25 protein-coding genes and 1 pseudogene are annotated in these 25733 nt (G+C 70.6%); 14 read left to right on the top strand and 12 right to left on the bottom strand.

Annotated elements, in window-relative coordinates; translation table 11 throughout:
- Nucleotides 1–151: 151 nt before the first annotated feature.
- Both LE181_RS32645 and LE181_RS13700 read left to right on the top strand, forming a co-directional pair.
- Nucleotides 152–1573, top strand: coding sequence for a hypothetical protein (locus LE181_RS32645; RefSeq protein WP_372458343.1), 1422 nt, complete (start codon nucleotides 152–154; stop codon nucleotides 1571–1573).
- 55 nt (nucleotides 1574–1628) lie between these two features.
- On the top strand, nucleotides 1629–1931 hold the full coding sequence (locus LE181_RS13700; RefSeq protein ID WP_225661533.1) for a cupin domain-containing protein: 303 nt from the start codon (nucleotides 1629–1631) through the stop codon (nucleotides 1929–1931).
- On the opposite strand, the gene LE181_RS13695 is transcribed toward LE181_RS13700, so the two are convergent.
- Together LE181_RS13695 and LE181_RS13690 are read right to left on the bottom strand one after the other, a co-directional pair.
- Nucleotides 1921–2118, bottom strand: coding sequence for a hypothetical protein (locus tag LE181_RS13695; RefSeq protein WP_225661532.1), 198 nt, complete (start codon nucleotides 2116–2118; stop codon nucleotides 1921–1923). The two genes, LE181_RS13700 and LE181_RS13695, sit on opposite strands and share 11 nt — an antisense overlap.
- An 11-nt stretch (nucleotides 2119–2129) precedes the next feature.
- Nucleotides 2130–2981: a helix-turn-helix domain-containing protein gene (locus LE181_RS13690; protein WP_225661531.1), complete on the bottom strand. Its 852-nt coding sequence runs from the start codon at nucleotides 2979–2981 to the stop codon at nucleotides 2130–2132.
- Between the two features lie 277 nt (nucleotides 2982–3258).
- Between LE181_RS13690 and LE181_RS13685 the strand changes: the two genes are divergently transcribed.
- Nucleotides 3259–3765, top strand: coding sequence for an ATP-binding protein (locus LE181_RS13685; RefSeq protein ID WP_225661530.1), 507 nt, complete (start codon nucleotides 3259–3261; stop codon nucleotides 3763–3765).
- Between the two features lie 34 nt (nucleotides 3766–3799).
- Here LE181_RS13685 and LE181_RS13680 read toward each other — a convergent pair whose 3' ends face one another.
- The gene (locus LE181_RS13680; protein ID WP_225661529.1) at nucleotides 3800–4792 is read right to left on the bottom strand and encodes a LysR family transcriptional regulator; all 993 of its coding nucleotides are present in this window, start codon (nucleotides 4790–4792) and stop codon (nucleotides 3800–3802) included.
- A 109-nt stretch (nucleotides 4793–4901) separates the two neighbouring features.
- On the opposite strand from LE181_RS13680, the gene LE181_RS13675 reads away from it, so the two are divergent.
- Complete coding sequence (locus LE181_RS13675) at nucleotides 4902–5528, top strand: LysE family translocator (RefSeq protein ID WP_225661528.1); 627 nt, start codon at nucleotides 4902–4904, stop codon at nucleotides 5526–5528.
- Nucleotides 5529–5669: 141 nt separating this feature from the next.
- Entirely contained in the window at nucleotides 5670–6896 is a 1227-nt protein-coding gene (locus tag LE181_RS13670; protein WP_225661527.1) for a hypothetical protein, read from the top strand.
- Between the two features lie 43 nt (nucleotides 6897–6939).
- On the opposite strand, the gene LE181_RS13665 is transcribed toward LE181_RS13670, so the two are convergent.
- Nucleotides 6940–7329: a DUF192 domain-containing protein gene (locus LE181_RS13665; protein WP_225661526.1), complete on the bottom strand. Its 390-nt coding sequence runs from the start codon at nucleotides 7327–7329 to the stop codon at nucleotides 6940–6942.
- 57 nt (nucleotides 7330–7386) lie between these two features.
- Here LE181_RS13665 and LE181_RS13660 point away from each other — a divergent pair, with 57 nt between their 5' ends.
- From LE181_RS13660 to LE181_RS13650, 3 genes are all read left to right on the top strand, one after another.
- Nucleotides 7387–8103: a prepilin peptidase gene (locus LE181_RS13660; protein WP_225661525.1), complete on the top strand. Its 717-nt coding sequence runs from the start codon at nucleotides 7387–7389 to the stop codon at nucleotides 8101–8103.
- A gap of 24 nt (nucleotides 8104–8127) precedes the next feature.
- The gene (locus LE181_RS13655; RefSeq protein WP_225661524.1) at nucleotides 8128–8700 is read left to right on the top strand and encodes a TetR/AcrR family transcriptional regulator; all 573 of its coding nucleotides are present in this window, start codon (nucleotides 8128–8130) and stop codon (nucleotides 8698–8700) included.
- Nucleotides 8701–8796: 96 nt separating this feature from the next.
- Complete coding sequence (locus LE181_RS13650; RefSeq protein ID WP_225661523.1) at nucleotides 8797–9984, top strand: MFS transporter; 1188 nt, start codon at nucleotides 8797–8799, stop codon at nucleotides 9982–9984.
- 438 nt (nucleotides 9985–10422) lie between these two features.
- Here the strand turns inward: LE181_RS13650 and mgrA are convergent, their stop codons facing one another.
- A complete protein-coding gene (gene mgrA, locus LE181_RS13645) occupies nucleotides 10423–11466 on the bottom strand; it encodes an L-glyceraldehyde 3-phosphate reductase (protein WP_225661522.1) in 1044 nt (347 codons plus the stop codon).
- Nucleotides 11467–11576: 110 nt separating this feature from the next.
- Here mgrA and LE181_RS13640 point away from each other — a divergent pair, with 110 nt between their 5' ends.
- The 4 genes from LE181_RS13640 to LE181_RS13625 all read left to right on the top strand — a co-directional run bounded on the left by LE181_RS13640 (nucleotide 11577) and on the right by LE181_RS13625 (nucleotide 16753).
- Nucleotides 11577–12338 (top strand): isoprenyl transferase, encoded by a 762-nt coding sequence (locus tag LE181_RS13640; RefSeq protein WP_225661521.1) that lies wholly within the window; start codon nucleotides 11577–11579, stop codon nucleotides 12336–12338.
- Between the two features lie 477 nt (nucleotides 12339–12815).
- Nucleotides 12816–14138, top strand: coding sequence for an RNA 5'-3' helicase PhoH2 (gene phoH2, locus LE181_RS13635; RefSeq protein ID WP_225661520.1), 1323 nt, complete (start codon nucleotides 12816–12818; stop codon nucleotides 14136–14138).
- A 413-nt stretch (nucleotides 14139–14551) separates the two neighbouring features.
- Nucleotides 14552–15268, top strand: a complete 717-nt coding sequence (locus LE181_RS13630; protein WP_505016585.1) for an aggregation-promoting factor C-terminal-like domain-containing protein — start codon at nucleotides 14552–14554, stop codon at nucleotides 15266–15268.
- Between the two features lie 135 nt (nucleotides 15269–15403).
- A complete protein-coding gene (locus tag LE181_RS13625; RefSeq protein ID WP_225661518.1) occupies nucleotides 15404–16753 on the top strand; it encodes an AI-2E family transporter in 1350 nt (449 codons plus the stop codon).
- Between the two features lie 72 nt (nucleotides 16754–16825).
- On the opposite strand, the gene LE181_RS13620 is transcribed toward LE181_RS13625, so the two are convergent.
- On the bottom strand, nucleotides 16826–17359 hold the full coding sequence (locus tag LE181_RS13620; RefSeq protein ID WP_071965633.1) for an alkyl hydroperoxide reductase: 534 nt from the start codon (nucleotides 17357–17359) through the stop codon (nucleotides 16826–16828).
- An 11-nt stretch (nucleotides 17360–17370) separates the two neighbouring features.
- On the bottom strand, nucleotides 17371–17925 hold the full coding sequence (locus tag LE181_RS13615; RefSeq protein WP_225661517.1) for a peroxiredoxin: 555 nt from the start codon (nucleotides 17923–17925) through the stop codon (nucleotides 17371–17373).
- Between the two features lie 130 nt (nucleotides 17926–18055).
- Here LE181_RS13615 and LE181_RS13610 point away from each other — a divergent pair, with 130 nt between their 5' ends.
- Complete coding sequence (locus LE181_RS13610) at nucleotides 18056–19006, top strand: LysR substrate-binding domain-containing protein (RefSeq protein ID WP_225661516.1); 951 nt, start codon at nucleotides 18056–18058, stop codon at nucleotides 19004–19006.
- On the opposite strand, the gene LE181_RS13605 is transcribed toward LE181_RS13610, so the two are convergent.
- The 4 genes and pseudogenes from LE181_RS13605 to LE181_RS13590 form a co-directional block, all read right to left on the bottom strand.
- Nucleotides 18890–19513 (bottom strand): hypothetical protein, encoded by a 624-nt coding sequence (locus LE181_RS13605; protein ID WP_225661515.1) that lies wholly within the window; start codon nucleotides 19511–19513, stop codon nucleotides 18890–18892. The genes LE181_RS13610 and LE181_RS13605 overlap by 117 nt on opposite strands.
- 122 nt (nucleotides 19514–19635) lie before the next feature.
- Nucleotides 19636–19866 (bottom strand): annotated as a pseudogene (locus tag LE181_RS13600) (PadR family transcriptional regulator); the annotation flags it as partial.
- Between the two features lie 64 nt (nucleotides 19867–19930).
- Entirely contained in the window at nucleotides 19931–20161 is a 231-nt protein-coding gene (locus LE181_RS13595) for a type II toxin-antitoxin system antitoxin (protein ID WP_225661514.1), read from the bottom strand.
- Nucleotides 20158–21096, bottom strand: coding sequence for an SPFH domain-containing protein (locus tag LE181_RS13590; RefSeq protein WP_225661513.1), 939 nt, complete (start codon nucleotides 21094–21096; stop codon nucleotides 20158–20160). The genes LE181_RS13595 and LE181_RS13590 overlap by 4 nt, the downstream gene beginning before the upstream one ends.
- A 241-nt stretch (nucleotides 21097–21337) precedes the next feature.
- Between LE181_RS13590 and LE181_RS13585 the strand changes: the two genes are divergently transcribed.
- Nucleotides 21338–23605 (top strand): transglycosylase domain-containing protein, encoded by a 2268-nt coding sequence (locus LE181_RS13585; RefSeq protein ID WP_225661512.1) that lies wholly within the window; start codon nucleotides 21338–21340, stop codon nucleotides 23603–23605.
- A 104-nt stretch (nucleotides 23606–23709) separates the two neighbouring features.
- Here the strand turns inward: LE181_RS13585 and LE181_RS13580 are convergent, their stop codons facing one another.
- Complete coding sequence (locus tag LE181_RS13580; RefSeq protein ID WP_372458353.1) at nucleotides 23710–25521, bottom strand: SpoIIE family protein phosphatase; 1812 nt, start codon at nucleotides 25519–25521, stop codon at nucleotides 23710–23712.
- Nucleotides 25522–25733 lie beyond the last annotated feature (212 nt).

The following is a 25733-nucleotide window of genomic DNA, read 5'->3' as shown; positions in this document are numbered from 1 at the left end:
GCTGGCGCCGGGAGGTGTTGCGGAACGGAAACACCTCTGTTTCCGCAGGTGGCAACACTTGTCCTGCCGAACGCGCAGCGCACGCGCGCGTGAACCGCCACCGTGGACGTGTACGGCAGTCGGCCGGACACCGACCCCAAGGAGGACGGGATTGAACGGGGACTTCGGCAACGACGGCATGTCCTTCGACGACGCCGGCGACAGCGGCGACACCGACGACGTCAAGGGCCTCGCACCGCTCCCCCCGGGCCTGCGGCACGAGAACCGCGAGTTCGTGCGCGCCATGCGCCGTCTCTTCGGCCAGACCGGGAAGTCCCTGCGGGAGTTCGCCGCCTACCACCACTTCAGCCCCGCCTCCGTCTCGCGCTACCTCAGCGGCAAGCGACTCCCGGACAAGGTCTTCGTCGACGCCCTGCTGAAGTCCGCCTGCCAGGCCCACCAGGTCCCGCTCACCCCCGAGGTGCAGGAGCACGCCTACCGTCTGCACCGCGAGGCGCTGTTCAGCGAGCAGCCCGCCCGCTACCGGCTCCAGATGGAGAGCGACAAGCTGGAGGAGGCGATCCTCGCCCGCGAACAGGCCGAACTTGCCATCCGCGACCTCAAGTCCAGTGTTTCCGACCAGAAACACGAGCTGGAACGGCTCGAACAGCAGAAGCGCGAAATCACCCGCACCGCCGCCCGCGAACGCGCCCACAGCTCGGCCGCGATCGAGCACTACCGCGGCCGCGAGCGCGACCTCGAAGCCCAGTGCCACGAGCTCCGCGAGGAGATCGACCGCCTGGAGGCGGAGCTCACCCAGGCCGAGTACGAGCGCGACGAGGCCCAGTCCCGCTGCCGGGAGCTTGAGGACAAGCTCGCCGTCGTCGAGGAGGACGCCGACCGCGAGGAGCTCCAGGCCCGCGTCGACGAGGTCCGCAGCGAGATCTCCGCCGCCGACGCGCAGGCCGCGGCGCGGGTGGCCGACCTCAAGCGCGCCGAGCAGGAGGCCGAGGAGATCCGCCTCCAGGCCGTCGCCGACGCCCACGCCAAGCGGGAGGAAGCGGACGCCCTCTTCGAGGAGACCCGAAACAAGGCCGCGCAGGCCGCCGCCGACTTCGAGACCAACCTCGCCAAGCGGCGCGAGCAGTCGGAACGCGACCTCGCCTCCCGGCAGGCCAAGGCGGAGAAGCGGATCGCGGAGATAGAGCTCCAGGCGAAGCAGTTGCGGAAGGCGACGGATGTGCTGGCGATGAAACGGGCGGCCGAGGTGGTCGAGGCGGCGCGTACGGCACCCGCGGAGCCGGTGAGGACCGCACAGCCCACGGTGCCGGCGGTACGCGCCGACAGCACCGCCGTTCGGTCGGCCGCGGAGTCGTCCTTCGACGTGCTCCTGACGATCAACCCCTTCTGGTTCGCCGTACCGGAGCCCCGGTGGACGGTCGGCACCGACGGAGGCTCGGGCTTCATGCTGACCCCCGGCACGTGGTACCTGGCCGTGGCCCGGAAGGGCACGGCCCTGATCGCCGAGGACCGGGCCACGGGCGCGCGGGGGATGCTGACGAACACGGACGGCATCCAGCGGGCGTCCTATTGATCCTTTACCAATCGGTCGACCAACGGTTTCCGCAGGTCAACTAGCGTCTGGCGGCATGAACGCGATCGACCTGAAGACCACCGCCGCCACCCTTCCCCGCGAGTGGAGCTCACTCGTGCTGGGGCACGTCGGCTCCACCTGCGTGAAGGTGCTGCGCATGAACGAGCTGCCCGTGGAGGAAGAGACCCACGATACGGCCGAGGCCCTGCTGGTCCTCGACGGGCAGCTCGCCCTGGAGGTCGACGGCGAGGAGGTGCCGGTGGGCCCGGGCGAGCTGTACGTGATCCCGGCGGGCACGCCGCACGCCGTTCGCCCGGGGAGTTGCGGAACGCTCGTGATCGTCGAAGTCAGTCCTTGAGCAGGTGGTCGGCTTTGCCGGCCTTGATGTCGCGGATGAGGGTGCGTAATGCTTCGCGGGTGTCGGTGACGTAGTGGTCCTCGGCCCCGGCGACGGCTATGTAGGCGTTGCCGGCGGCGTCGGTTCCTATGCGGAAGCATGCGCTCCCCTCGCCGCAGTAGGGTGCTTCCCAGGCGATGTCGGGCATCGGGTGTCTCCTCAAAGCTGGCGCGCGATTTCCTGGATGAAGTGGAGCGACTCCCCGGGGGCGAGAGTAAGCCGATCCATCCATTCCAGCTGAGCACGGTACTTGGCCAACTGCGCCTCGCCTGCGAGGAATTCCGGCCCGTGTGTGCTGTCGATCTGCACGGTATCGAGCTGGGGCACGGCAGCCTCGGCATATACGAGCGTTTGTCCAGCACCCGGGAACACGCCGTTTGCGACCGGCAGCACGCGCAGGTTCACATGACTCAGTTCCGACATGGTCACGAGATGTTCGAGCTGGGCACGTGCCACGGCGCGCCCACCGAACTGCATCCGCAGTGCTGCCTCGTGGATGATGCCGGCGTACTCCGGTGGTTTCTCCTGAGTCAGAATCCGCTGCCGCTCCAGCCGATGGACAAGCCGGAGCTCCCTCTCGTGCTGCGGAAGCGGCGGAACCACAGCGTCGAAGATCGAGCGGGCGTGATCGACTGTCTGAAGCAGGCCCGGGATGTGCACCGTGTGCGCCGTCCTCAGGCGTGTCGCGTGCGCCTCCAGCTCGGCGATGTCCAGCAGGCCGCCAGGCAGTACCCCTCGGAAGCGCTCCCACCAGCCTCGTCCTGGCGGTTTGGCCATCTCGACAAGTGCCTCAACGTAGGCGGTATCTGAGCATGCGCACTGATAGGCCCAGCTTCTCAGCCTGTCGGGGCTGAGTGTCCTCACGCCCTTCTCGATGTTGGAAATCTTGCTTCGATCCACGCCCAGCAGCGAGGCGACGGCTTCGGCAGTGACGCCTGCAGCCTGGCGCATCTTGTGCAGTTCGTAACCGAGGCGCTTCTGGCGCTCTGTGGGTGAAGTTCTAGGCGGCACGGCTCACCTTCCTATACCGCGCGAGCGGCAGGCTGCTTCCTGAATCGGTGAACCTCCCTCGAAAGTGGCAACCTTGGCGTCTGTGTGGCCAATTGGCCACGCAGGGAGGCTAGCTTCCTAGTGTCCGCTCATGCCCGGCGCCAGCCGGAAGCGCATCGCGTGAGTATGCCGCAACCTCCTGCCCTGGGAGAGGTGTGCTCGCGTCAGGGAGACAAGCCACCGGCACGTACCGGCGAGGCGGGCGTACTCATCCACCATCCCACTCGGGAGCTGTCGCATGTCATCCGTCAGCCTCTGCCCCCTGTCCACCCCGGCCTCACGGGAACCGGCCGATCACCTCCCTCACCCCGTCCCCCTCCGCGCCCCGGAGAGCCTCGCCTACAGCTACGCCATCCCCGGCGAACCGCATGCCGCGGCCGTGGCGAGGCAGCACGTACACACCGCGCTCCGGGCGCACGGTCTCAGGGCACTGGAAGTACCGGCCCTCCATGCCGTGGGCGAACTGATCGCGTGTGCAGCACTGTTCGAGCCCGGAAAGATCCTGTACCTGACCCTCGGCTGGAAGGACGGCGGCATCCGCATCGTCCTGTGGGACCCGCACACGAACCACGCCGATCCGGACTACAGCGCCCAGTGCACGGCGCGGCGCAACAAGATGCTCTACGTGCTGGCCTGTGTCGTGCACGAGTGCGGCGGCAGCTGGGGGATCGACAAGCCTGCGCCGATGCGCGAGGGCACCAGGGTATGGGTGAACATCCCGCGGGAAGGGGGGACCTGGTCGTAGGACGGCAGGAAGGATTTCCGTGCCCGGTTCCTCGTCATGCTGAGTGATTCGCCGACAAGAAGCCGGGCACTGGCCCGTTGGGCACCGCGGATGTCTTGCATGCCTCCCAGGCGGCGGTGATGTCGCGGGTGACATCGCGTAGGAGGTCGATGAGCATGTCTGCGAGTGGTGTGAGGCTGGCGTCCGTTTTGGTCACGGCGTAGAGGTGACGGTAGGGCCTGGGGTGGGCCAGTTCGCGATGGGTGGTGCCGGGCGCATGGGTCAGGGCCAGGCGCGAGACCAGGGCCACTGCGCTGCCTGTGCCGACGAGCGCCTGGGCGACGTCGTAGGACTCGGTCTCGAACCGCACGGTGGGAGTGAAGCCGGCCTCGCGGGCAGCGTCGTGGAATTGTTCGCGGGCGGCATGGCCGGCCAGGATGGAAACCCACGATTCGTGGCGCAGTTGTTCCAGGTGAAGTTCGGTGTCCGCGGGCTGCTCGGTGGCCAGTGGATGGTCGTCGGGGAGAACCACGACCATCGGGTCCAACAGGAGCGAGTGGGCCCGTATGTGTGGGGGCGGCGCGAGCGGCGTGCCCCAGGACGCGACGATGGCCACGTCCAGGCGCCCCGCGCTGATCTCGTCCGCTCCGCGTCCGGACACCACGTCCACGACCGAGACGTCGGCGTCCGGATGGCGGTGGCGCAGCGCCGTCAGGGCGGGTGGCAGCAGGTGCAGGGCGGCTGCCTGGAACGTTCCGATCCGCAGCCGTAAGGAGAGGTGGCCGAGCAGTGCGGCCAGTTCCGCCTCGGCCCTGTCCGAGACCTCCTCCACGGTTCGGCCGTGGGAGGCCAGCAGTGCGCCGGCCGCGGTGAGCGTTGCTCCGCGGGGACCGCGGATGACCAGGGGCACCTGCCAGTCGCGCTCGGCCTTGACCACCTGCTGTGTGACCGCTGCGGGCGTGAGTTGGAGGGCGCGAGCCGCCGCTGTCAGGGAGCCGTGCCGCTCGATCAACGCGAGAAGCCGGAGCTGTCCCGGGTCCACCACCATTCATTAATCCTAACGCTGCACCCTTCTCTTTTAACTTCTCTTACGAGTGCGGGAGAGGAAGGCTGGTGGTGCACCCATCGGCCGCAATCCCCGGAAGGGGTTCTTTCCCATGCCCACGCATGTGCCCGTTTTCATCGCGACCACCTTGCTGCTGGCGATGCTGCCCGGCGCGAGTGCAGCCCTGATGATCCGGCAGGTTCTGGAAGGCGGCCAACGTACGCTCCAAGGCACGCTCGCGGGCAATGCCACCGGCTTTCTGCTGTGGTCCACGGCCGCCGCAGCCGGTCTGTCCGCCGTCCTGCTGGCCAGCCCCACCGCGTACACGGCGCTCCGGATCGCAGGCGGCATCGTGCTGATGTACCTCGGGGTGAAGACGCTTCGGACCGCGATCAACACCACCGTCGCCACCACCCCGACCGACAAGGGCGAGCGCCGCACCGGCTTCGCGAGCGGATATCTCATCGGCCTGAGCACCAACCTCGGCAACCCGAAGGCGGGTGTGTTCGCGATCTCGGTGCTGCCCCAGTTCGTGACCGCGAAGGGCCCGGTGTTCCTGTCGACCGTCGCCCTGGGAGTCGTGTGGGCGCTCGTCAGTGCCTCTTGGTACATGTTGCTCACCTGGGCCGTCGGCCGAGGGCGCGCCTTGATATCACGGCCCAAGGTCCTGCGAGGGCTCACTGTGACGACCGGTGTCGTCCTGCTGGGGCTGGGCGCCACGGTGGCAGCAGGTGTCTGAGGGCCGCGCCGGTACCTCTTCCGGCGCCCGACCGTGCGGGCCGCGAGCGGCACGGGGTACAACCGGTCGCGCCCGTCGCTGATCCCGGGGAGGATGGGCCTGCCCGGGGGAGAGGCAGGGGAGCGGTGAGGGAGGCGGGACATGAGGGGCGGACTCGTCGTGGGGACGGCGGCGTTCAGCGTGTTCATGGGGGCGGCGGGGGCGGTGGCGGACGGTGCGGTGCCGTACCGGACGGCACCGGGGGCGACGGCCGTGCAGGGCTCGGTGAGCAGTGCGGACGGGCCGCCGCTGAAGGCCGGGGGTGTGTATACGGACAGCCTCAAGCCGGGCGAGAGGAAGTACTACACCGTCGAGCTGGACGCGCAGTCCAGTGCGTACGTCTCGGCCGTCGCCGCCCCGGCCCCCGGCAGTTCGATGGGACTGAAGGACGGGATCGACGTGTCGCTCCAGGCGGCGGACGGGACGTCGTGCGGTACGGGGCGGCACCGGTCGTTCCTGTCGGCCGGGGGCGCCTATCCGGTGGCCGACTACGCCGAGCGGATCGTGAAGGCCGGCGGGGCGTGCGGGGCTGCCGGGACGTACCGGTTCGTGGTCGAGCGGGGGGACGCGGGCGGGGGCGACGGGGCGCCGGTGCCGGTGGAGCTGAAGTACGTGTCGGAGCCGCCGCAGAGGGGCGAGCTCGACGGTCCGACGGCGCCCGGGAGCTGGAGCTCGCAGGCGCCGTCGGAGCTGCCGCGGGGGGAGGCGGAGCGGGTGGTGGGCGGGAGTGGGTTCAACGATGCCGCCGAGCTGCGGGCCGGGGTGTGGAAGGACGAGCTCCGGCCGGGGGAGACCCACTTCTACCGCGTCTCGGTCGACGCCGGTGAACAGCTCTTCGCGGACGCCGAGTTCGGGGGCGCGCCCGCGCCCGGGCCGCTCGTGGTGAGCGGGGTGCGGGTGGGGCTCAGCAATGCGGCCCGGGGGTACGTGATGAACAAGACCGGCCCCTACCAGGGCAAGTCGGCGACCGTTTCCCTCTCCACGCCCCCGGCCGCGTACGGCAGTGGTACCGGCGGCGAGGCGGTGCGCGGCATGCGCTTCGCCGGCTGGTACTACCTGCAGGTCAGCCTGAACCCGAAGGTGCGGCAGGCCGGCGGGGTGCCCGTGACGCTCAGGGTCGAGGTCGCGGGCGCGCGCAAGGCGGACCAGGGGCCCGGGGCCGGGAAGGCGCAGAACGGCGTCGGCGGCGAACTCGTGGCGGCGGCCGGGAACAGCGGCCGGCGGAACGGGCGGATGCGGATGCTGGGGTACGCGGGCATCGGCACCGGATCGGCGCTGCTGGTGGGGCTGGGGGCCTGGACGTTCATCGCCCGGCGTCGGGACGGCTGATGCCGCCGCCCGGCCACCGGCTGCCCGGCGTTCCGCCGCTCGGTCACCGGCTGCCTGGCGTTCCGCCGTCCGCCCTCCGGCTGTCCGGTGTGATCTCGACGCGGGTGCCGGGGCGCAGCCCCCACTCGGCGGCGCGGCCCGCCTCCGCCTCCAGTACGTGCCGCGCCCGCACCCGCGGCAGCCCCAGACGGCCGGGGGGCATGGTGCGTACGGCCAGGACGACGAGGTCGCGGCTCAGGTAGGCGACGTCGAGGGGGAAGCGCATCCCGAAGGTGTGGACGCTGCCGGCCGGGGTGAGGAGCAGTGCGCCCTGCACACCGTCGCGGCCGAGGAGGCCGCGCGTACGGGCCCGGTACGAGGCCGCGATCTCGACCGGGACCACCGGCCCGCCGCTGATGCGGAGTTGGGCCTTTCCATCCGTCCACCTGGGCATACGGCACTTTATCCACAGGCCCGAGCGGAGCGGGGCGATCGTCCGTAATCTCGGGGCATGTACTCGCTGTTGATCGTCGCTGCCGCTCTGTACGGCGCCGTGGCCGGGGTGTTGGTCCCGCGCGCCCGTTACCGGCTCGCGGTGGAGCCGGAGGAGGAGTGGCGGGACGCCGGGCCGTGCGGGCATGCGGTCGGACGATGGGTCGGGCCGGCGCGCTGCGCCGTGTGCGGAGGGAGGTACGGGCCGGGGGCGCTGTGGCCGGCCGTGGTGACGGCGGTGGTGTGCGGCGGGCTCGCGATGGCGGTGGGGGTGCGGCCCGAGCTGGCGGTGTGGCTGGCGGTGACGCCGGTGTGCGTGGTGCTGGCAGTGGTGGACTGGTCGGTGCGGCGGTTGCCGGACGTGCTGACGGCGCCGCTGGCGGTGGGGGCGGCCGGGCTGCTGGGCGTGGCCGCGCTGATACCCGGGGCGGCGGGGTCGTGGCCGCGGGCGCTGCTGGGCGGGCTGGCCCTGGGCGGCGGCTATCTCGTCCTGCACCTGCTGCATCCGGCCGGGATGGGGTTCGGCGACGTGAAGCTCGCGGTGGGGCTGGGGTGCCTGCTCGGGTGGTACGGGTGGTGGGTGCTGACCCTGGGCGCCTTCGCCGGGCTGCTGCTCGGGTCGCTCTACGGGACGGGCCTGCTGCTCTCCCGGCGGGCGGCGGTGATGCCCCTGGGGCCGTTCATGATCATCGGGGCATGGCTGGGCGTGCTGGGAGGAGGGTATTGGACCGGGTGATCCAAAAGCTGTTACGGTCGTTCCATGGCCCGACCGAGGAAGTTCGACGAGGAGCAGGCGGTGGACGCCGCGCTGGAGGCGTTCTGGACCACCGGGTACGAGGCGACCTCGACACAGGAGTTGTGCGAAGCCACCGGCCTGGGCCGCAGCAGCATCTACAACACCTTCCACAGCAAGCGCGATCTCTTCCGGCGGGCCCTCGCCCTGTACATCGACCGCAGGACGGGCGAGCTGACCGAGCTGCTCGACGCCGATCTGACGATCCACGCCAAGATCGGCACCATGCTGGCGCGCGTCGTCGCCGAGGAGAGTGCGCACGACCGGGGCTGTTTCTTCGTCAACAGCGCCATCGAGCTTGCCGATCGCGACGCGGAGGTGGCGCAGGAGCTGGAGCGGGACTACCGGCGGCGGCTCGACGCCCTCACCGCGGCCATCGAGTCCGGCCGGCGGGACGGCGACATCGACGGCGCCAAGGACGCCCGCGCGCTGGCCCACTTCCTGATCGCCACGGTCAGCGGCATCCGGGTCTCGGCCCGGGCCGGCGCCGACCGCGCCGCCCTGGAGAGTATCGCCCGTACCGCACTCACCGCGTTCTGACCCGCCGCGTGCAACGCACTGCGGGGCTTCTTCTCGCCCGCCCGTGCCGAGCCATGCCCGCGTTTTGAACCAATCGATACAAAAAGAAGGAGACCCATGCCCCGCGCCGTCTATGTGCTGGCCCTTGGCGTGTTCGCCATGGTGACCAGCGAGTTCGTCGTGGCCGGGCTGATGCCGCAGATGGCCGACGGCCTGGACGTCGGCATCCCGGACATCGGCTATCTGATCACCGCTTTCGCGGTGGCCATGGCCTTCGGCGGCCCGTTCCTCACCGTGGCCGTGCTCAGGCTGCGCCCTAAGCCGGCCCTGGCGGTGCTGTTCGCGATCTTCCTCGCGGGCAACGTCCTCGCCGCCACCGCTTCCGGCTACGCGGTCATGGTCGTGGCCCGCGTCGTCACGGGCGTCGCCTCGCAGGCGTTCTTCGGGGTCGCCCTGTCGATCTGTGCCCAGCTCACACGCCCGGAAGTGCGCGGCAGGTCCGTCGCCGTCGTCCTGAACGGGCTGATGCTCGGCACCCTGCTGGGCCTGCCGCTCTCCACGCTGATCGGAGAACACCTCGGCTGGCGCGCCGCCTTCTGGGCCATCGCCGCCCTGACCGTGGTCGCCGCGCTGTGCACCGCCGCCGGGGTGCCGCCGCTGGAACACGCCGACGGCGGCGGTGGCCTCCGGCAGGAGCTGGGCGTCTTCCGGAATCCGCGGCTGTGGCGGGTGCTCTCCACCAGCACCTGCGTCATCGGTGCGACCTTCTGCGCGTTCAGCTACCTCAACCCGATCCTCACCGAGGTCACCGGCTTCGCACCCGGCACCGTCCCCCTGCTGCTCGTCGCCTACGGCGCCGCCACCGTGATCGGCAACCACGTCGTCGGGCGGCTCGCCGACCGGTACGCCGTGCCCGTACTCCTGTGCGGCCTGGTGCTGAACTTCCTCTTCCTCGCCGGATTCGCCCTGTTGGCCCATCGCGCCACGCCGGCCGTGGTGTTCATGTTGGGCATCGGCCTGGTCGGCGTGACCATGAATCCGGCCATGGTCACGCGCGTCCAGCGGACCGGTAACGCCCGGCCGCTGGTCAACACCATTCACTCGTCCTTCATCACCCTCGGCATCATCATCGGCTCCTCGCTCGGCGGTGTGGCCGTCGGCCGTTTCGGCCTCCGCTCGCCGCTCTGGCTGGGGGCCGCCATGGCGGTGGTGGGTGTCGCCACCTTGCTGCCCGACCTTCCGATGCGAGGCCGCTCACGCCGGATAAGGGGTGAAACGCAGGAAAAGCAGGCGATACGGACGTGATCGCTTCGGAGCGTTACTGATCGACGCACATGTGACGTCCATGACGTCGGGAATCACGTCAAGCCGATGATGACTTTGCAAGACGTTTTCGGAGGGCCCGGTGGGGATCATTCCGTTCATGATCGGAATGGCCGGTTCTCCGCTGTGGGCCCAGCAGTGAAGGGTTCCGCGGACCTCGAAGCCGCCCTGCGCACCACGCCGTTCAAGATCAATTCGGCGGCCGCAAGTCAGCGCGCCACGCATTGTCACCCTCACCGATGCACGAAGCACGGCCCCGGACCGGTTATGGTGGAAACCCCCCCTCGGGCCGGTCCGTATCCCCCCCACGGACCGGCCCGTTTTCTTTCCCCCGTGTCACGCTCCGTGTCGAAGCGTGCGGGGATCGCGAGTTGATCGTGAAGACACGCCGGGCCCGGCCCGTGCCGCCCTTGAGTTGATCTAGGAATCTCCCCGCCGGGCCCAGATGTTGACGCCCTCCGTGCTCACGGCCAGGGCATCGATTTCGGCCAGCTCCGCCTTCTCCAGCGGCGCCGCACCCAGCGCGGCGACGTTGGCCTCCAGCTGCGCCACGCTGGACGCGCCGATCAGCGCCGACGTCATGCGCTCGTCCCGCAGCACCCAGCTCAGCGCCAGCTGCGCCAGCGACTGGCCCCGGCGCTGTGCGATCTCGTTCAGCCCGCGCAGCCGGCCGACGACCTCGTCGGTCAGCAGCGCCGGGTCCAGCGACGTCCCCCGGGAGGCCCGGGAGCCCTCCGGGATGCCGTGGAGGTACTTGTCGGTGAGCATGCCCTGCGCGAGCGGCGCGAAGGCGATGCAGCCCATGCCCTCGTCCTCCAGGGTGTCCAGCAGCCCGTCCTCCTCGGTCCAGCGGTTGATCATCGAGTAGGACGGCTGGTGGATCAGCGCGGGCACGCCCATCTCCCGCAGCAGGCGCGCGGCCTCCCGCGTCTGCTCGGAGCTGTACGACGACACGCCCGCGTACAGGGCCTTGCCCTGCTGGACGGCGGACGCCAGGGCGCCCATCGTCTCCTCCAGCGGCGTGTGCGGGTCGAAACGGTGCGAATAGAAGATGTCGACATAGTCGACGCCCATTCGGGCAAGCGAGGCGTCGAGGGACGACAGCAGGTACTTCCGCGAGCCCCATTCGCCGTAGGGGCCGGGATGCATCAGGTATCCGGCCTTGGTCGAAAGGATGATTTCATCCCGGTAGGGACGGAAATCCTGGGCCATCAGCTTGCCGAGGTTCAGCTCGGCGGAACCGGGCGGCGGGCCGTAGTTGTTGGCCAGGTCGAAGTGGGTGACGCCCAGGTCGAAGGCCCTGCGCAGAATGGCCCGCTGCGAGTCGAGGGTGCGGTCGTCGCCGAAGTTGTGCCACAGTCCCAGGGAGATGGCGGGCAGCTTGAGCCCGCTGCGGCCCGTACGCCGGTACTCCATGGAGTCGTAGCGCGTCCCGGCCGCGCGGTAGAGCGAAGGATCTGTCATGTGCTTCTGCCTATCACGCTCCTGTGACAGGCCGAGTTGGGTCCTCGCGACACGCTGGCAGTAGTGTGGCGCCTTCGGGGCGACCGCCGTGGCATGGAGGGGCAGGAAGAGTGAAGTTGCGCGACCTGGTGTACAGGCTCTACGCACGCCGGGTGGAAGGCCGCCTCGACCACGCCCAGGTGCCCAAGCACATCGGCGTCATCCTCGACGGCAACCGCCGCTGGGCCCGCGCGGACGGCCTCACGCTGGAGCAGGGCCACCAGGCCGGCGCAGACAAGATCTCCGAGCTCCTCGGCTGGTGCGCCGAGACCGACGTCGAGGTCGTCACGCTCTGGATGCTGTCCACGGACAACCTGGACCGCCCGGCCGACCAGCTCGGCCCGCTGCTGAACATCATCGAGAACACGGTGCGCGACCTGGCCGCCGACGGCCGCTGGCGCGTCCACCACGTCGGCACGCTCGACCTGCTGCCCGGCCGGACCCAGACCGTCCTGAAGGAGGCCGAGCAGGCCACGCTCGACGTCGACGGCATACTCGTCAACGTCGCCGTGGGCTACGGCGGCCGTCAGGAGATCGTCGACGCCGTGCGCTCCCTGGTCCTGGAGGCCGCGGACCACGGCGATTCCTTCGAGGAGCTGGCGGAGAAGGTCGACATCGACCACATCACCAAGCACCTCTACACGCGCGGCCAGCCCGACCCGGACCTCATCATCCGCACCAGCGGCGAGCAGCGCCTGTCCGGCTTCATGCTCTGGCAGAGCGCGCACTCCGAGTACTACTTCTGCGAGGTCTTCTGGCCCGCCTTCCGCAAGGTGGACTTCCTGCGGGCGCTGCGTGACTACGCCGCGCGCCACCGGCGGTACGGGAACTGACGGGCTGCGCACGAGGGCCTTCCCGGCTGGGGATGCGGGGGTCGTCCCCCGCAAGGCAGGGGCTGCGGGCGCTGCGTGACTACGCCGCGCGCCACCGGCGGTACGGGAACTGACGGAACGCCCGTCCGGGCAAGGACGGGTTCGGCAGTACGAGCAACGGTGGAACAATCGTTCACCTGCTCGTCGCATATGCCGTTGCATGGGCAAGCGGTCCAGCGGGAATATCCCCTGCAGGCCGACGGTCGGATCCGGGACCGTCGCTCTGCCAGCGGGCGGCATGGGGCCGCCCGCCCGGGAGGCCCTTTGCACCAGGACGACGACCGGACGGACCGAGCGGACCCGGGGGCCCGCACGGCCGCCGCGGCGGGCCGGTCGACCGGTCACCCTGGAAGGGCCCGGACCCGGCCCGTTCCCCGCGCCACCGTTCCTCACAACGGCGGTGCGCCCTTACCTCTGCACGAGGGGGTTCGTCCACCCGTGGTGACCAGCAAGCAGCGCCGTGATGGCGACCGGCGCACCTATGTCCTCGACACCAGCGTCCTGCTGGCCGATCCAGGAGCCATGTCCCGCTTCGAGGAGCACGAGGTCGTGCTGCCCGTAGTGGTGGTCACGGAGTTGGAGGCCAAGCGGCACCACCCCGAGCTCGGCTACTTCGCCCGCAAGGCACTGCGCCTGCTGGACGAGTACCGGGTGCAGTTCGGCCGGCTCGACGCCCCGCTCCCCATCGGCGAGCTCGGCGGCACGATCAGGGTCGAGCTGAACCACTCGGACCCGGGCATACTGCCCGCCGGCTTCCGCCTCGGTGACAACGACTCGCGCATCCTCGCGGTCGCCCGCAACCTCCAGGCCGAGGGATACGATGTCACCGTCGTCTCGAAGGACCTGCCGCTGCGGATCAAGGCGTCGGCCGTCGGACTGCTGGCCGAGGAGTACCGCGCCGAGTGGGCCATCACCGACTCCGGCTGGACGGGCATGGCGGAGCTCACCGTCACCGCCGAGCAGGTGGACGAACTGTACGCGGACGAGCGCGTGTACGTTCCCGCCGCCGCCGAACTCCCCGTGCACACCGGCCTGGTGCTGCAGTCCGAGCGTGGCAAGGCCCTGGGCCGGATGACGGCGGACGGCTCGGTGCGTCTGGTGCGCGGCGACCGCGAGGCGTTCGGCATCCACGGGCGCAGCGCCGAGCAGCGCGTGGCGCTGGACCTGCTGCTGGACCCCGACATCGGCATCGTCTCGATGGGAGGCCGCGCCGGCACGGGCAAGTCGGCGCTGGCGCTGTGCGCCGGCCTGGAGGCCGTGCTGGAGCGCCGGCAGCACCGCAAGGTGATGGTCTTCCGGCCGCTGTACGCGGTGGGCGGCCAGGAGTTGGGCTACCTGCCCGGCAGCGAGGCCGAGAAGATGAGCCCGTGGGCCCAGGCGGTCTTCGACACGCTGTCCGCGGTGACCACCACCGAGGTCATCGAGGAGGTCGTGGGCCGCGGCATGCTGGAGGTCCTGCCGCTGACCCACATCCGCGGCCGGTCGCTGCACGACGCCTTCGTCATCGTCGACGAGGCGCAGTCGCTGGAGCGGAACGTCCTGCTCACGGTGTTGTCGCGGATCGGCGCCAACTCCCGGGTGGTGCTCACCCATGACGTGGCACAGCGGGACAATCTGCGCGTCGGGCGCTACGACGGCGTGGTCGCGGTGGTCGAGCGGCTCAAGGGCCACCCTCTCTTCGCGCACGTGACGCTCACGCGTTCCGAGCGTTCGCCGATTGCGGCGCTGGTGACCGAAATGCTGGAGGACGGCCGCATCTGAGGGATCCCGGCCGTTACGTAACGGGGCGGCGCGCCGCGAAGCCAAGGAGCTTAGCGGCGCGCCGCCTTGCCGTGCGGAGGTTTCCGTGAACGTGCAGGACTAAACGGACTGTGAGCTTTCACACGTGACCGGGAATTGCCTCGGAGCCCGGCGTTCAGGCAGAGTCTGCATCCTGTCAGGCCCCGCATACGGCACACGAGCCCCTCTGGGGGCGGTGCTTCACCAGCAAAACTGAACAGCGTCGCCGTATGCCGCCCGAGCACATGCGGACCTCCTTCGCGGGAGGGCCCACCGGGTTAGTGCCTCCAGTGACCGGCCGGTCCGCTCGCGGGCCGGTGCAATCGGAGGCCAGTGCCAGGGGCACGATCGCGTCCGCGAGGTCACCTATGCGGGCGATGCTGGAAGGAAACCGTGTGAGCCGGATTTCGGTCCGGGGATTCGCCGTGGCTTCTGCCACCGCGGTCACCACCGTAGGCGCCGTCGTGGGTGTCGCCGCGGGCAACGAGCAGGCTGCGACCGACCGGGTCGAGGCCACCGCTGCCGACGCGACGCTTCTCGCGGACATCCCCGCAGGACAGAACGTCCAGGCCCAGACCGCTTCCCTCACGCAGCAGGCCGACACGCAGGCCCAGGCCGCCGACGCCGCCGCGAAGAAGGACGCCGAGGAGGCCGCGCGCAAGCAGGCCGCCGAGTCCGCCACCGCGAAGAAGGAAGCCGCGGAGGCCGAGGCCAAGAAGAAGGAGGCCGAGGACAAGGCCAAGGAGCGCGAGAAGGAAGACGACGTCGCCAGCCGTTCGGCCACGCGCGACGCCTCCTCCTTCGCGGTCAAGGGCTCGTACTCGGTCGCCGAGGTCAAGGCCATGGCCCGGCAGATGATCCCCTCCGACCAGTTCCAGTGCTTCAGCAACATCGTGAACAACGAGAGCACCTGGGACTACACCGCCACGAACCCCTCCTCGGGTGCGTACGGCCTGGTCCAGGCACTGCCCGGCACCAAGATGTCCTCCGCGGGCGCCGACTGGCGGACCAACCCGGCCACGCAGATCAAGTGGGGCCTCAGCTACATGAACGAGCGCTACGGCAGCCCCTGTGGCGCATGGTCGTTCTGGCAGGCCAACCAGTGGTACTAGGCGGTACCGCCTGAGCTCCGTTGCTCCGTACAGCTGTCGAAGCCCCCGTCCGAACCGGCCGGGGGCTTCGTCGTGTCCTCATGCAGGTAACGTCGACGCGGATGGTCACGGGGGAGTGGGGGTAGAGGAAGAAGAATGTCCAGATTGCCACAATGGGTCGGCGGCCTCGGCAAGGGGCTCATACGGCTCGCCGACCGGCTCGACGCCCGCAAGGCGGGTGCGGAGCCGGAGAGCGGGTCCAGACCCGTGCCCGAGCCCACGCCCGCACGCCCGCACGTTCCCGTGCCCGACCCGGATCCGGCCGCCGTGCCCGCACCCGAGACGCTCCCCCCGCCGCCCGGTGGCGCAGCCGCGCGGCAGGACCCGGTCGCCGCCGTCCCCTGGGGGATGCGCGTCGCGGCCGAGGTCAGCTGGCGGCTGCTGGTGCTGGCCGGCACCCTGTGGGTGCTGATGCGGGTGATCAGCGCCGTGCGGCTGGTGGTGCTGGCCTTCGTCGCCGGCCTGCTGATCACCGCCCTGCTGCAGCCGACCGTCGGCTGGCTGAAGAAGCGCGGCGTGCCGCGCGGCCTCGCCACGGCCATGACCTTCGTCTCCGGCTTCGTCGTCATGGGCCTGGTCGGCTGGTTCGTGGTGTGGCAGGTCACGGAGAACCTCGACGACCTGTCCAAGCAGGTCCAGCACGGCATCTCGGAGCTGAAGCGCTGGCTGCTCAACAGCCCGTTCCACGTCACCGAGGACCAGATCAACAACATCGCCGACAAGCTCAGCGAGGCGATCGGCACCAACACCAAGGACATCACCACCGCCGGCATAGAGGGCGTCCAGGTGATCATCGAGGTGCTGACGGGCATCCTGCTCGCGATGTTCAGCACGCTCTTCCTGCTCTACGACGGCCCCCGCATCTGGCAGTGGCTGCTCAGGCTGGTGCCGCTCGCGGCCCGTCAGGGCGTGGCGGGCGCGGGCCCGCGCGCCTGGACGACGCTGACGGCGTACGTGCGGGGCACGGTGATAGTGGCCCTCATCGACGCGATCTTCATCGGCATCGGGCTGTTCTTCCTCGACGTGCCCATGGCCGTGCCGCTGGCCGTCTTCATCTTCCTGTTCGCCTTCATCCCGCTGGTCGGCGCGGTGGTCTCCGGCGCGCTGGCGGTCGTCGTGGCGCTGGTGACGCGGGATGTGTTCACGGCGGCGATGGTGCTGATCGTGGTCCTGGCCGTGCAGCAGATCGAGGGCCACGTCCTGCAGCCCTTCATCCTGGGCCGCGCCGTGCGCGTCCACCCGCTGGCCGTGGTCCTCGCGGTGGCCGCGGGCTCGATGGTCGCCGGCATCGGCGGCGCGGTGGTCGCGGTGCCGCTCGTCGCGGTGACCAACACGGTCGTCGGCTACCTCCACGCGTACGCGAAGGAGAACGCGGCCCGCACCCGCCCGGACGCACCCCCGGAGGAACCCGCGGCCACCCCGGCCGTGCCACCGCCTCCTGCGTGACGCGGAGCCGGACACGACGAAGCGGGCCCCGACCGAGAGGTCGGGGCCCGCTTCGTCGTGTCCGGCCGGGAATCAGCCGTTCAGCACGGCCTCGGCGTCCAGGGTGGCGCCGACGGCCTGCAGGACCGAGGCGATCTTGAACGCTTCCTGGATGGTCTCGCGCTCCACGCCGGCCTTGCGCAGCACCTGCTCGTGGGAGTCGAGGCACATGCCACAGCCGTTGATGGCGGAGACGGCCAGGGACCACAGCTCGAAGTCGACCTTCTCCACGCCCGGGTTGCCGATGACGTTCATCCGCAGGCCCGCGCGCAGGTTGCCGTACTCCGGGTCCGACAGCAGGTGCCGGGTGCGGTAGTAGACGTTGTTCATCGCCATGATCGCGGCGGCGGCCTTGGCGGCCGTGTACGCCTCGGGCGACAGGTTCGCCTTGGCCTCGGGCTCCAGCTCGCGCAGCACGATCGGCGAACGGGTCGCGATCGCGCAGGAGAGCACGGTGCCCCACAGCTGCTGCTGGGGAAGGTCGGAGTTGCCGATGACCGAGCCGAGGTTCAGCTTCAGGTCCTTGGCGTAGTCCGGTATGGCGGACTTCAGCTCATCGAGGGCCATGGGGGATCAGCTCACTCGCCCGCGAGGAGCTTGACGGCGTCGAGGGTGTCCTCGCCCTTGTTCCAGTTGCAGGGGCACAGCTCGTCCGTCTGCAGGGCGTCGAGGACCCGCAGGACCTCCTTGGGGTTACGGCCGACGGAGCCGGCGGTCACCATGACGAACTGGATCTCGTTGTTCGGGTCCACGATGAAGACGGCGCGCTGGGCGTAGCCGTCCTCGCCCTCGACGCCGCACGCCTGCATCAGCTCGTGCTTGGCGTCGGCCAGCATCGGGAAGGGCAGGTCACGCAGGTCGGCGTGGTCCTTGCGCCAGGCGTGGTGCACGAACTCGGAGTCGCCGGAGACACCGAGGATCTGGGCGTCACGGTCGGCGAACTCGTCGTTCAGCTTGCCGAAGGCCGCGATCTCGGTCGGGCACACGAAGGTGAAGTCCTTGGGCCAGAAGAAGACGACCTTCCACTTGCCCTCGTAGGTCTTGTTGTCGATCTGCGCGAAAGCCTTGTCCGCGTCGAGGTCCACACAGGCGGTCAGATCGAACTCGGGGAACTTGTCACCGACAGTGAGCACGCGCTCTCCTTGCAACGAGAAATCCCCGTTTGCGGGGTTTCCTGCGGGTTGGACGAGGACAACCCTGCCACAGGAGGCATTGATAGCGGAAATAGCTAGACTGGGTTGTGTTGATCGGAGGTAGTTATCAATGTCGTCCATACCCCTCGCGCGGCCCCGCCAGCCCAGCCTCGCCCAGCTGCGTGCGTTCGCCGCCGTGGCCGAGCACCTCCACTTCCGGGACGCCGCCGGCGCCATCGGGATGAGCCAGCCCGCCCTGTCGGGGGCCGTCTCGGCGCTGGAGGAACTGCTCGGAATTCAGCTTCTTGAGCGTACGACGAGAAAGGTACTGCTCAGTCCCGCGGGTGAGCGGCTCGCCGTCCGGGCCCGCACCGTCCTGGAGGCGGTCGGTGACTTCATGGAGGAGGCCGACGCGGTCCGTGCCCCCTTCACGGGTGTGCTGCGGCTCGGCGTCATCCCCACCGTCGCGCCGTACCTGCTGCCCACCGTCCTGCGCCTGGTCCACGACTCCTATCCGGACCTCGACCTCCAGGTCCACGAGGAGCAGACCTCCTCGCTGCTCGACGGCCTCGGCCAGGGCCGGCTCGACCTGTTGCTGCTCGCCGTGCCGCTGGGCGCGCCCGGCGTCACCGAACTGCCGCTGTTCGAAGAGGACTTCGTTCTCGTCACGCCCTGCGACCACTGGCTGGCCGGACGCAGCGACATCCCGCGCGACGCCCTGCGCGAGCTGGACCTGCTGCTGCTCGACGAGGGGCACTGCCTGCGCGACCAGGCCCTCGACATCTGCCGCGAGGTGGGACGCGTGGAAGGGGCGCCGATGACCACGAGCGCCGCCGGGCTGTCCACCCTGGTGCAGCTGGTCGGCGGCGGCCTCGGCGTCACCCTGCTGCCGCGCACCGCCCTCCGCGTGGAGACCGGCCGCAGTGACCGGCTCGCCACCGGCTACTTCGCCGAGCCGGCGCCGTCACGCAGGATCGCCCTGGCCATGCGGTCGGGAGCGGCACGTCAGGGCGAGTTCGAGCAGTTCGCGGACGCGCTGCGGAAGGAACTGCGACAGCTGCCGGTACGCATCACCCCCTGACGCCGCTGCCCGCTGCGTAAGGGGCGCCGTCCATGGACGACGCCCCTTACCCGGCCTGCAGGTAGCGGGAGTTACTCGGCCCGCAGTCCCTCCGGGCGCGATGCCGGCCGCGACGTTGCGGACGCGCTCGACGGCGTCCGGCGACGACGGGTCCAGGCGCAGGGCCACGTTGGCCGAGGCGTCCGCCACGCCACGCACGTCGATGGCGGAGGGAGTCGCCAGGACGTCCTCGCCGCCCATGCCGCGCCCGGTCGAGCGAGGGTCCTGGGGGCCGACGACGCGTGCCGACGCCGGAACGGTCCAGCGCACCTTCTCCTGAGCCGCGCCCTTCGCCAGGGACAGCTCCGTGCCGGGCCGCGCGTCCTCGTCGTACCTGCCGGGTGCTCCCGCGACGACGAAGACGTCACCGTCCTTGCACGAGCCCACCGGGGCGAGAGCGCGCAGGGTGTCGCAGTCGCCGATGGTGAGGGAGACGACCCCGCGCGGCTCCTCGCGCTCGCCCCGCACATGAACGGTGCCGATCGCCTGCCGGACACCCGGGACCGTGCGGAACTTCTCGACGAACGCGCTCGCGTCGCCCCGGATACCACGCTCTGTCCGAGGTGGACCACCCGCCCGCGGCCGTCCTCCCGCAGGTCGGCGTCCAGGTGGAACAGGGCGTGGTCGCAGATGAGCTGGTCGGCCAGATCGCCGCCGCGCTTGCGCTGGGTGAGCTCGCGCATCAGGCGCAGGTGCTCCGAGCGCTGGGCGTCCAGCAGGGCGTTGGCGTCGCGGCCGGTCAGCAGGGCCAGGGCGATCTTGGTGTAGAGCGTCGACTGCAGGTAGGGCTCGGGCTTCTCGGGCCGGGTCAGCCACGCCGCCGACGAATGCCGGCCGGGCTGAAGGGTCGGCCCGGCCGGCGTCCCGGGTCGGGAACCGGGAGGGTCAGGGACCCTCTGGCGTCTTCGGCGGGCGTCCCCGCCTGCGGATCGCGCCCACGTCGCCCGGCAGCCGGCCGGCCTCCGCCAGCGCCTTGCGCAGCAGGAACTCGATCTGCGCGTTCGTGCTGCGCAGGTCCTCGCCCGCCCAGCGGGCCAGGGCGTCGTGGACGAGGGGGTCGAGCCGCAGCAGCACCTGTTTGCGCTGCTGCGGCCGCCGGGGACGGTCCTCCGTCACTGGTAGAGGGTGCCGGTGTTCAGGACGGGCTGGGCGGCCCGGTCACCGCACAGCACCACCATCAGATTGCTCACCATGGCCGCCTTCCGCTCCTCGTCCAGCTCCACGAAGCCCTGCTCGTTGATCCGCTCCAGCGCCTGCTCCACCATGCCGACCGCGCCCTCGACGATCAACTGGCGCGCCGCCACCATCGCACCGGCCTGCTGGCGCTGCAGCATCGCCGAGGCGATCTCGGGCGCGTAGGCCAGGTGCGTGAAGCGCGACTCGATGATGCGCACGCCGGCCGCCGCGACCCGCTCGTGCAGCTCGGCGGCGAGCTTCTCGGTGATCTCCTCGGCGTTGCCGCGCAGCGACAGGGCGTCCTCGTCGTGTGCGTCGTAGGGGTACTCGATGGCGATGTGCCGCACGGCCGCCTCGGTCTGGGTGGCGACGAACTCCTGGAAGTCCTCCACCTGGAACATCGCCTGCGCGGTGTCCTCCACCCGCCACACCACGACCGCCGCCAGTTCGATGGGGTTGCCGTAGGCGTCGTTGACCTTCAGGACGGCGGTCTCGTGGTTGCGGACCCGGGTGGAGATCTTCTCGCGGCTGGTGAAGGGGTTCACCCAGCGCAGACCCTCGGTGCGGATGGTGCCGCGGTAGCGGCCGAAGAGCTGCACGACCTGCGCCTGACCCGGCGCGACGGTGTTCAGGCCGCACATCGCGATGATCGCGGCGAGGGCGACGACGATGCCGACGGGAATGAGGGCGACGGAGGCCGGCTTGCCGAGCACGGCCCCGGCGACGACCAGACCGGCCCCGCCGAGCAGGCCCACCAGGCCGAGCAGAAGGGCGAGCCCGCCGCCGATGTCGCTGGCGGGGAGCTCACGGACCGGCGGCCGCGCCGACGTGTCCGGCGTGATGGCTGGTGCGGTGCCCGCGGTGGTGTCGGACATGGGATTCCCCCTGTTTCTGCTGCGGTGCGCGGCGGTCGCCGCATCCCCGAACGCTGTCTATCAAAGTGATAGCACATTATTGCCCTGTACGGTTTCCCGCACTGCGCCGTACCCGGTTCCCGCCGACCGGGGTGCTGTATGTCACGTCCGTTATTGCCGTGATCGATGGGCGTTTGGCGGCAGATGCGGTGTTAGCTTCATGAGCTGGGTTGGGGGCGGACGGACTGGAGCTACGGGAGAGATGGGCCGAGCGGACGCGCGACGAGCGCAGAAGAAGGGCAGTCGCCCTGCAGAGGGTGGCGGGAAGCCCAAGAAGAAGGGCATACGCCGGTTCTTCACCTGGAAGTTGCTGCTGGCCTACTTCCTGGGTGCGATAGCCCTGGGCATGGGCGCGTTCTACGCGCTGTACCTGTACGTGGACGTGCCCGGCAAGGGCAACGAAGCGGCGAAGGCGCAGAGCAACGTCTACAAGAACCAGAAGGGCGAGATCATCGCCCGCCTCGGCGAGGTCAACCGCGAGGAAGTCCCGCTGACGAAGGTCCCCCAGGACGTTCAGCGCGCCGTCGTCGCCGCCGAGAACAAGAACTTCTGGACCGACCCGGGTGTCGACCTCAAGGGCACCGCACGCGGCATCCTCAACACCGTCATGGGCCGCGGCAAGCAGGGTGGTTCGACGATCACCCAGCAGTACGTCAAGAACTACTACCTGGACCAGCGCCAGACCGTCACCCGCAAGGTGAAGGAACTGATCATCTCGCTGAAGGTCCAGGACGAGAAGCCGAAGGAAGAGATCCTCGCCGGCTACCTGAACACCAGCTACTTCGGCCGCAACGCCTCCGGCATCCAGGCCGCCGCGCGCGCCTACTACGGCAAGGACGTCGAGAAGATCACCCTGGAGGAGGGCGCCTACCTGGCCGCGCTCCTGCAGGCCCCGAGCCAGTACGACTGGGCGTCGGCCTCCGACGCCGGCAAGCGCAACGTCGAGGCCCGCTGGAACTACGTCCTCGACAAGATGGTCGAGCAGAAGTGGCTCGACCCGGCCAAGCGCCAGTCGATGAAGTTCCAGCCGCCCGGCCAGCCGAAGCCCCCGGCGGGCCTCACCGGCCAGAACGGCTACCTGGTCCAGGCGGCCCGCCAGGAGATGATCCGCGACCTCAAGCGCCAAGGCCGCCCGGAGAGCGACTTCGCGGCCGGCGGCTGGACGATCACCCTCAGCATCGACCCGAAGAAGCAGGCGGCGCTGGAGAAGGCCGTCAAGAAGCAGCTGACCGACGACCTGGACCCCAAGGCCCGCGAGGTCGACGGCCACGTCCAGCCCGGCGCGGTCTCCGTGGACGTGAAGACCGGTCAGGTCGTCGCGATGTACGGCGGCCAGGACTTCATCAAGCACCAGACCAGCAACGCCACCCGCGCCGACTACCAGCCGGCCTCCACCTTCAAGCCGCTGATCCTCGCCTCGGCCCTGCAGAACGGGTCCAAGACCCAGGACCGCAAGCCGATCACGTCCTCCACCCTCTACGACGGCACCGACAAGCGGCCCGTGGTGGACAAGGGCGCCCCGGTCGGCTTCGCCCCGGAGAACGAGGACGGCTACTCGGAGAACCCGGTCACCGTCCAGAAGGCGATGAACAAGTCGGTCAACTCCGTCTTCGCGCAGATGGCCGTCGACGTCGGTCTCGCCAAGGTCAAGAAGACCGCCGTCGAGCTGGGCATGAAGAGCGACTTCGAGGAAGTGCCCTCCCTGTCGCTGGGCTCCATGGGCGCAAGCCCGCTGGAGATGGCCGGGGTCTACGCGACCCTCGACAACCACGGCAAGAAGATCAACCCCAGCATCATCAAGTCCGTGTCCTGGAAGGGTGAGGCGTACAAGCTCCCCAGCCCGGTCACCGACGAGCGCGTCGTCTCCCGCAACACCGCCGACGGCGTCACCGGCGTCATGACCGGCGTGGTCGACGACGGTACGGCGAACGTCGTCAGCAGCGCGCAGTACCAGGTGGCCGGCAAGACCGGTACCTCCGACGACAACAAGTCCGCCTGGTTCACCGGCTACACCCCGGGCCTCGTCACCTCCGTCGGCGTGTTCGGTGAGGGACCCGGCGGCAAGCAGGTCACCCTGCAGGGCACCGGCGGCGGCGGCCGCGTCAACGGTGGTGGCTACCCGGCCAAGATCTGGGCCTCGTACATGTCCTCCGTCTTCGACGACGACGAGGACAAGTCCAAGTTCGACCTGGACACCGAGGACGGCTTCGTGCCCCCGCAGGCCCCGGTCGGCACCCCGTCGGCGGGCCCGTCGACCGGCGCCTCCCGCGGTCCGTCGTCCACGCCCTCGTCGCGTTCGCAGTCGCCCTCGGCGTCCGCCTCGCGGTCGGGCAGCTCGGGCAAGCCCACCCCGCCCACGGGCAAGCCGAACCCGCCGACCCCGCCGACCCCGCCCGTCACGTCCAACCCGACCAACACGGCCACCACGGGCGACACCGGCAACCGCCCCAACGGCGGCAGACTGCCGTAGGGCCCCGGCCCGGCGAACACCGGCACGACGAAGAACCGGCCGCCCTCCCCGCGAAGGGGAGGGCGGCCGGTTCCGTTCTTCCGCGCCGCGCCGTGCGGCGGCCCTCAGCGCCCCTGGGGCGGTAAGGCCAGCTCGAACCAGACCACCTTGCCCGTGCTCAGCCGGGTGGCGCCCCACCGCCGGGCCAGCTTGTTCACCAGGTACAGACCCCGGCCGCCCTCGTCCGACGGGCGGGCCTGGCGCAGCCGCGGCAGCTGCGGCACGTCGTCGCCGACCTCGCAGCGCAGCACGTCGGTGCGCAGCAGCCGCAGCGTGATCGGCCGCTCGGCGTACCGGACCGCATTGGTGATGACCTCGCTGACCAGCAGCTCCACGCTGTCCGTCAGCTCCTCCAGGCCCCAGCGCGTCAGCGCCCGCCGGGCCAGCCGGCGCGCCTGGCGGGCCGTCTGCGGCCGCGGGTCCAGGAACCAGTACGCGACGTCGCTCGGCGCGATGCCCTCGAAGCGGGCCGCCAGCAGGGCGATGTCGTCGTCCCGGTCGCCGGGGCCGAGCATGCCCAGCACCTCGTCGCACAGCGGCTCCAGCGGGGGCGGATTGGGGCCGGTCAGCCGGGCGGTGTCGATCAGCCGCTCGCGCAGCTGCTCTATGCCCGTCCAGACGTCCCGTATCCGCGACTCCACCAGACCGTCGGTGTAGAGCAGGAGCGTCGCCCCGGCGGGCGCGTCCAGCTCCACGGCCTCGAAGTCCACGCCGCCCACGCCGATCGGCGCGCCCGGCGGCACCCGCAGCACCTCGGCCCGGCCGCCCCGGTGCAGCAGCACGGGCGGCGGGTGACCGGCGTTGGCTATCACGATGCGGTGGGCGACCGGGTCGTACACCGCGTACAGGCAGGTGGCCATGCGGTCGCTGCCCAGGCGCTGCGCCTGCTCGTCCAGGTGGTGCAGCACCTCCTGCGGCGGCAGGTCCAGCCCGGCCAGGGTCTGCGCGGTCGTCCGCAGCTGGCCCATGATCGCGGCGGAGGTCATGGAGTGCCCCATGACGTCGCCGACGACCAGCGCCACCCGGTTGCCCGGCAGCGGGATCGCGTCGTACCAGTCGCCGCCCACCCGGGCGGTCTCGGCGGCCGGCAGGTAGCGGCTGGCGAGCCGCACGCCCGTGGGCTGCGGCAGGGAGTCGGGGAGCATGGTGCGCTGCAGCTCGTCCGCGATGTAGACCTCGCGGCCGTAGAGGACGGCCTTGTCCACGCCGAGGGCGGTGTGCGTGGCCAGCTGTGCGGCGACGAGCAGGTCGTCGCTCTCGAAGGCGGGCCGGTCCAGGCGGCGGATGAACACCGCCGCGCCGATCACCCGGCGCCGGCCGCGCAGCGGCGCCAGGATCGTGCGGTGCTGCTCCGGTACGTGCCGGCCTTCGCCGAGCAGCTCCGGCAGGGCCGCCCGCGCGGCTGCGGAGTCCCCGAAGACGGGCCTGACCCCCCGCAGCACCTCCGCGAGCGGCCCGCCTATGCGCACCTCGCAGCGCTCCGCGGCCTCGACGGCCAGCTCGGGCCCCGGGTCGGGCCGCTCCTGCGGGCCGTCGGCCTCGTCCAGGCCGCGCACGTACTCGGGCAGCCGGTCCGTGCGCCGCAGCCGCAGCACCACGGGCCCCACGGGCCGCTCGTCGCCCACGGGCAGTGGGTCGCGCAGGTAGACGAGGATCGCGTCGGCGAACGTGGGCACGGTCGCCCGGCACAGCCCGAGCACGATCTCGTCCAGGTCGATGCCCCGCGCGATGCGCCGGGTCGCGGCCCCGACGAAGCGCAGCCGCTCCCCGCCGTGGCCGCCGTGCGGCGGCGGGGCGTCGCCCCCGGGCCGGACTCCGGCGTGCGGGCCGTGACCGGACCCGCCACCGGCGCCGTCCACCGGCTCCGGAACGTTCACCGGGGGCTCGGCGTTCACCGGATGCGCGGCGCAGCCCCCGTCCGCGGCCCGGGCGCCGACCGGGACGTGCGCCCCGGACTCCCCGGCGGCCGCGGGCACCCGGCCCGGCCGTGCCGGCTCCGGAGCGGCCTCGGCCGGGGCATGGGGTCCGTCGTCCCCGGGCAGGGCGGAGTGCGGCTCCTCGCGGGGCGTCTCGCCGGCCCGCCGGGCCG

Source organism: Streptomyces sichuanensis, assembly GCF_020328095.1.
Classification (GTDB): domain Bacteria; phylum Actinomycetota; class Actinomycetes; order Streptomycetales; family Streptomycetaceae; genus Streptomyces; species Streptomyces cinnamoneus.
This window is presented reverse-complemented; position numbering and strand designations above follow the sequence as displayed.

Bases quoted from the DNA above. Each gene is read 5' to 3' on its own strand.
- LE181_RS13700 (WP_225661533.1), top strand. From the start codon at position 1,629: ATGAACGCGATCGACCTGAAGACCACCGCCGCCACCCTTCCCCGCGAG.
- LE181_RS13695 (WP_225661532.1), bottom strand. From the start codon at position 2,118: ATGCCCGACATCGCCTGGGAAGCACCCTACTGCGGCGAGGGGAGCGCA.
- LE181_RS13685 (WP_225661530.1), top strand. From the start codon at position 3,259: ATGTCATCCGTCAGCCTCTGCCCCCTGTCCACCCCGGCCTCACGGGAA.
- LE181_RS13680 (WP_225661529.1), bottom strand. From the start codon at position 4,792: ATGGTGGTGGACCCGGGACAGCTCCGGCTTCTCGCGTTGATCGAGCGG.
- LE181_RS13675 (WP_225661528.1), top strand. From the start codon at position 4,902: ATGCCCACGCATGTGCCCGTTTTCATCGCGACCACCTTGCTGCTGGCG.
- LE181_RS13670 (WP_225661527.1), top strand. From the start codon at position 5,670: ATGAGGGGCGGACTCGTCGTGGGGACGGCGGCGTTCAGCGTGTTCATG.
- LE181_RS13665 (WP_225661526.1), bottom strand. From the start codon at position 7,329: ATGCCCAGGTGGACGGATGGAAAGGCCCAACTCCGCATCAGCGGCGGG.
- LE181_RS13660 (WP_225661525.1), top strand. From the start codon at position 7,387: ATGTACTCGCTGTTGATCGTCGCTGCCGCTCTGTACGGCGCCGTGGCC.
- LE181_RS13655 (WP_225661524.1), top strand. From the start codon at position 8,128: ATGGCCCGACCGAGGAAGTTCGACGAGGAGCAGGCGGTGGACGCCGCG.
- LE181_RS13650 (WP_225661523.1), top strand. From the start codon at position 8,797: ATGCCCCGCGCCGTCTATGTGCTGGCCCTTGGCGTGTTCGCCATGGTG.
- mgrA (WP_225661522.1), bottom strand. From the start codon at position 11,466: ATGACAGATCCTTCGCTCTACCGCGCGGCCGGGACGCGCTACGACTCC.
- LE181_RS13625 (WP_225661518.1), top strand. From the start codon at position 15,404: ATGTCCAGATTGCCACAATGGGTCGGCGGCCTCGGCAAGGGGCTCATA.
- LE181_RS13620 (WP_071965633.1), bottom strand. From the start codon at position 17,359: ATGGCCCTCGATGAGCTGAAGTCCGCCATACCGGACTACGCCAAGGAC.
- LE181_RS13610 (WP_225661516.1), top strand. From the start codon at position 18,056: ATGTCGTCCATACCCCTCGCGCGGCCCCGCCAGCCCAGCCTCGCCCAG.
- LE181_RS13590 (WP_225661513.1), bottom strand. From the start codon at position 21,096: ATGTCCGACACCACCGCGGGCACCGCACCAGCCATCACGCCGGACACG.
- LE181_RS13585 (WP_225661512.1), top strand. From the start codon at position 21,338: ATGGGCCGAGCGGACGCGCGACGAGCGCAGAAGAAGGGCAGTCGCCCT.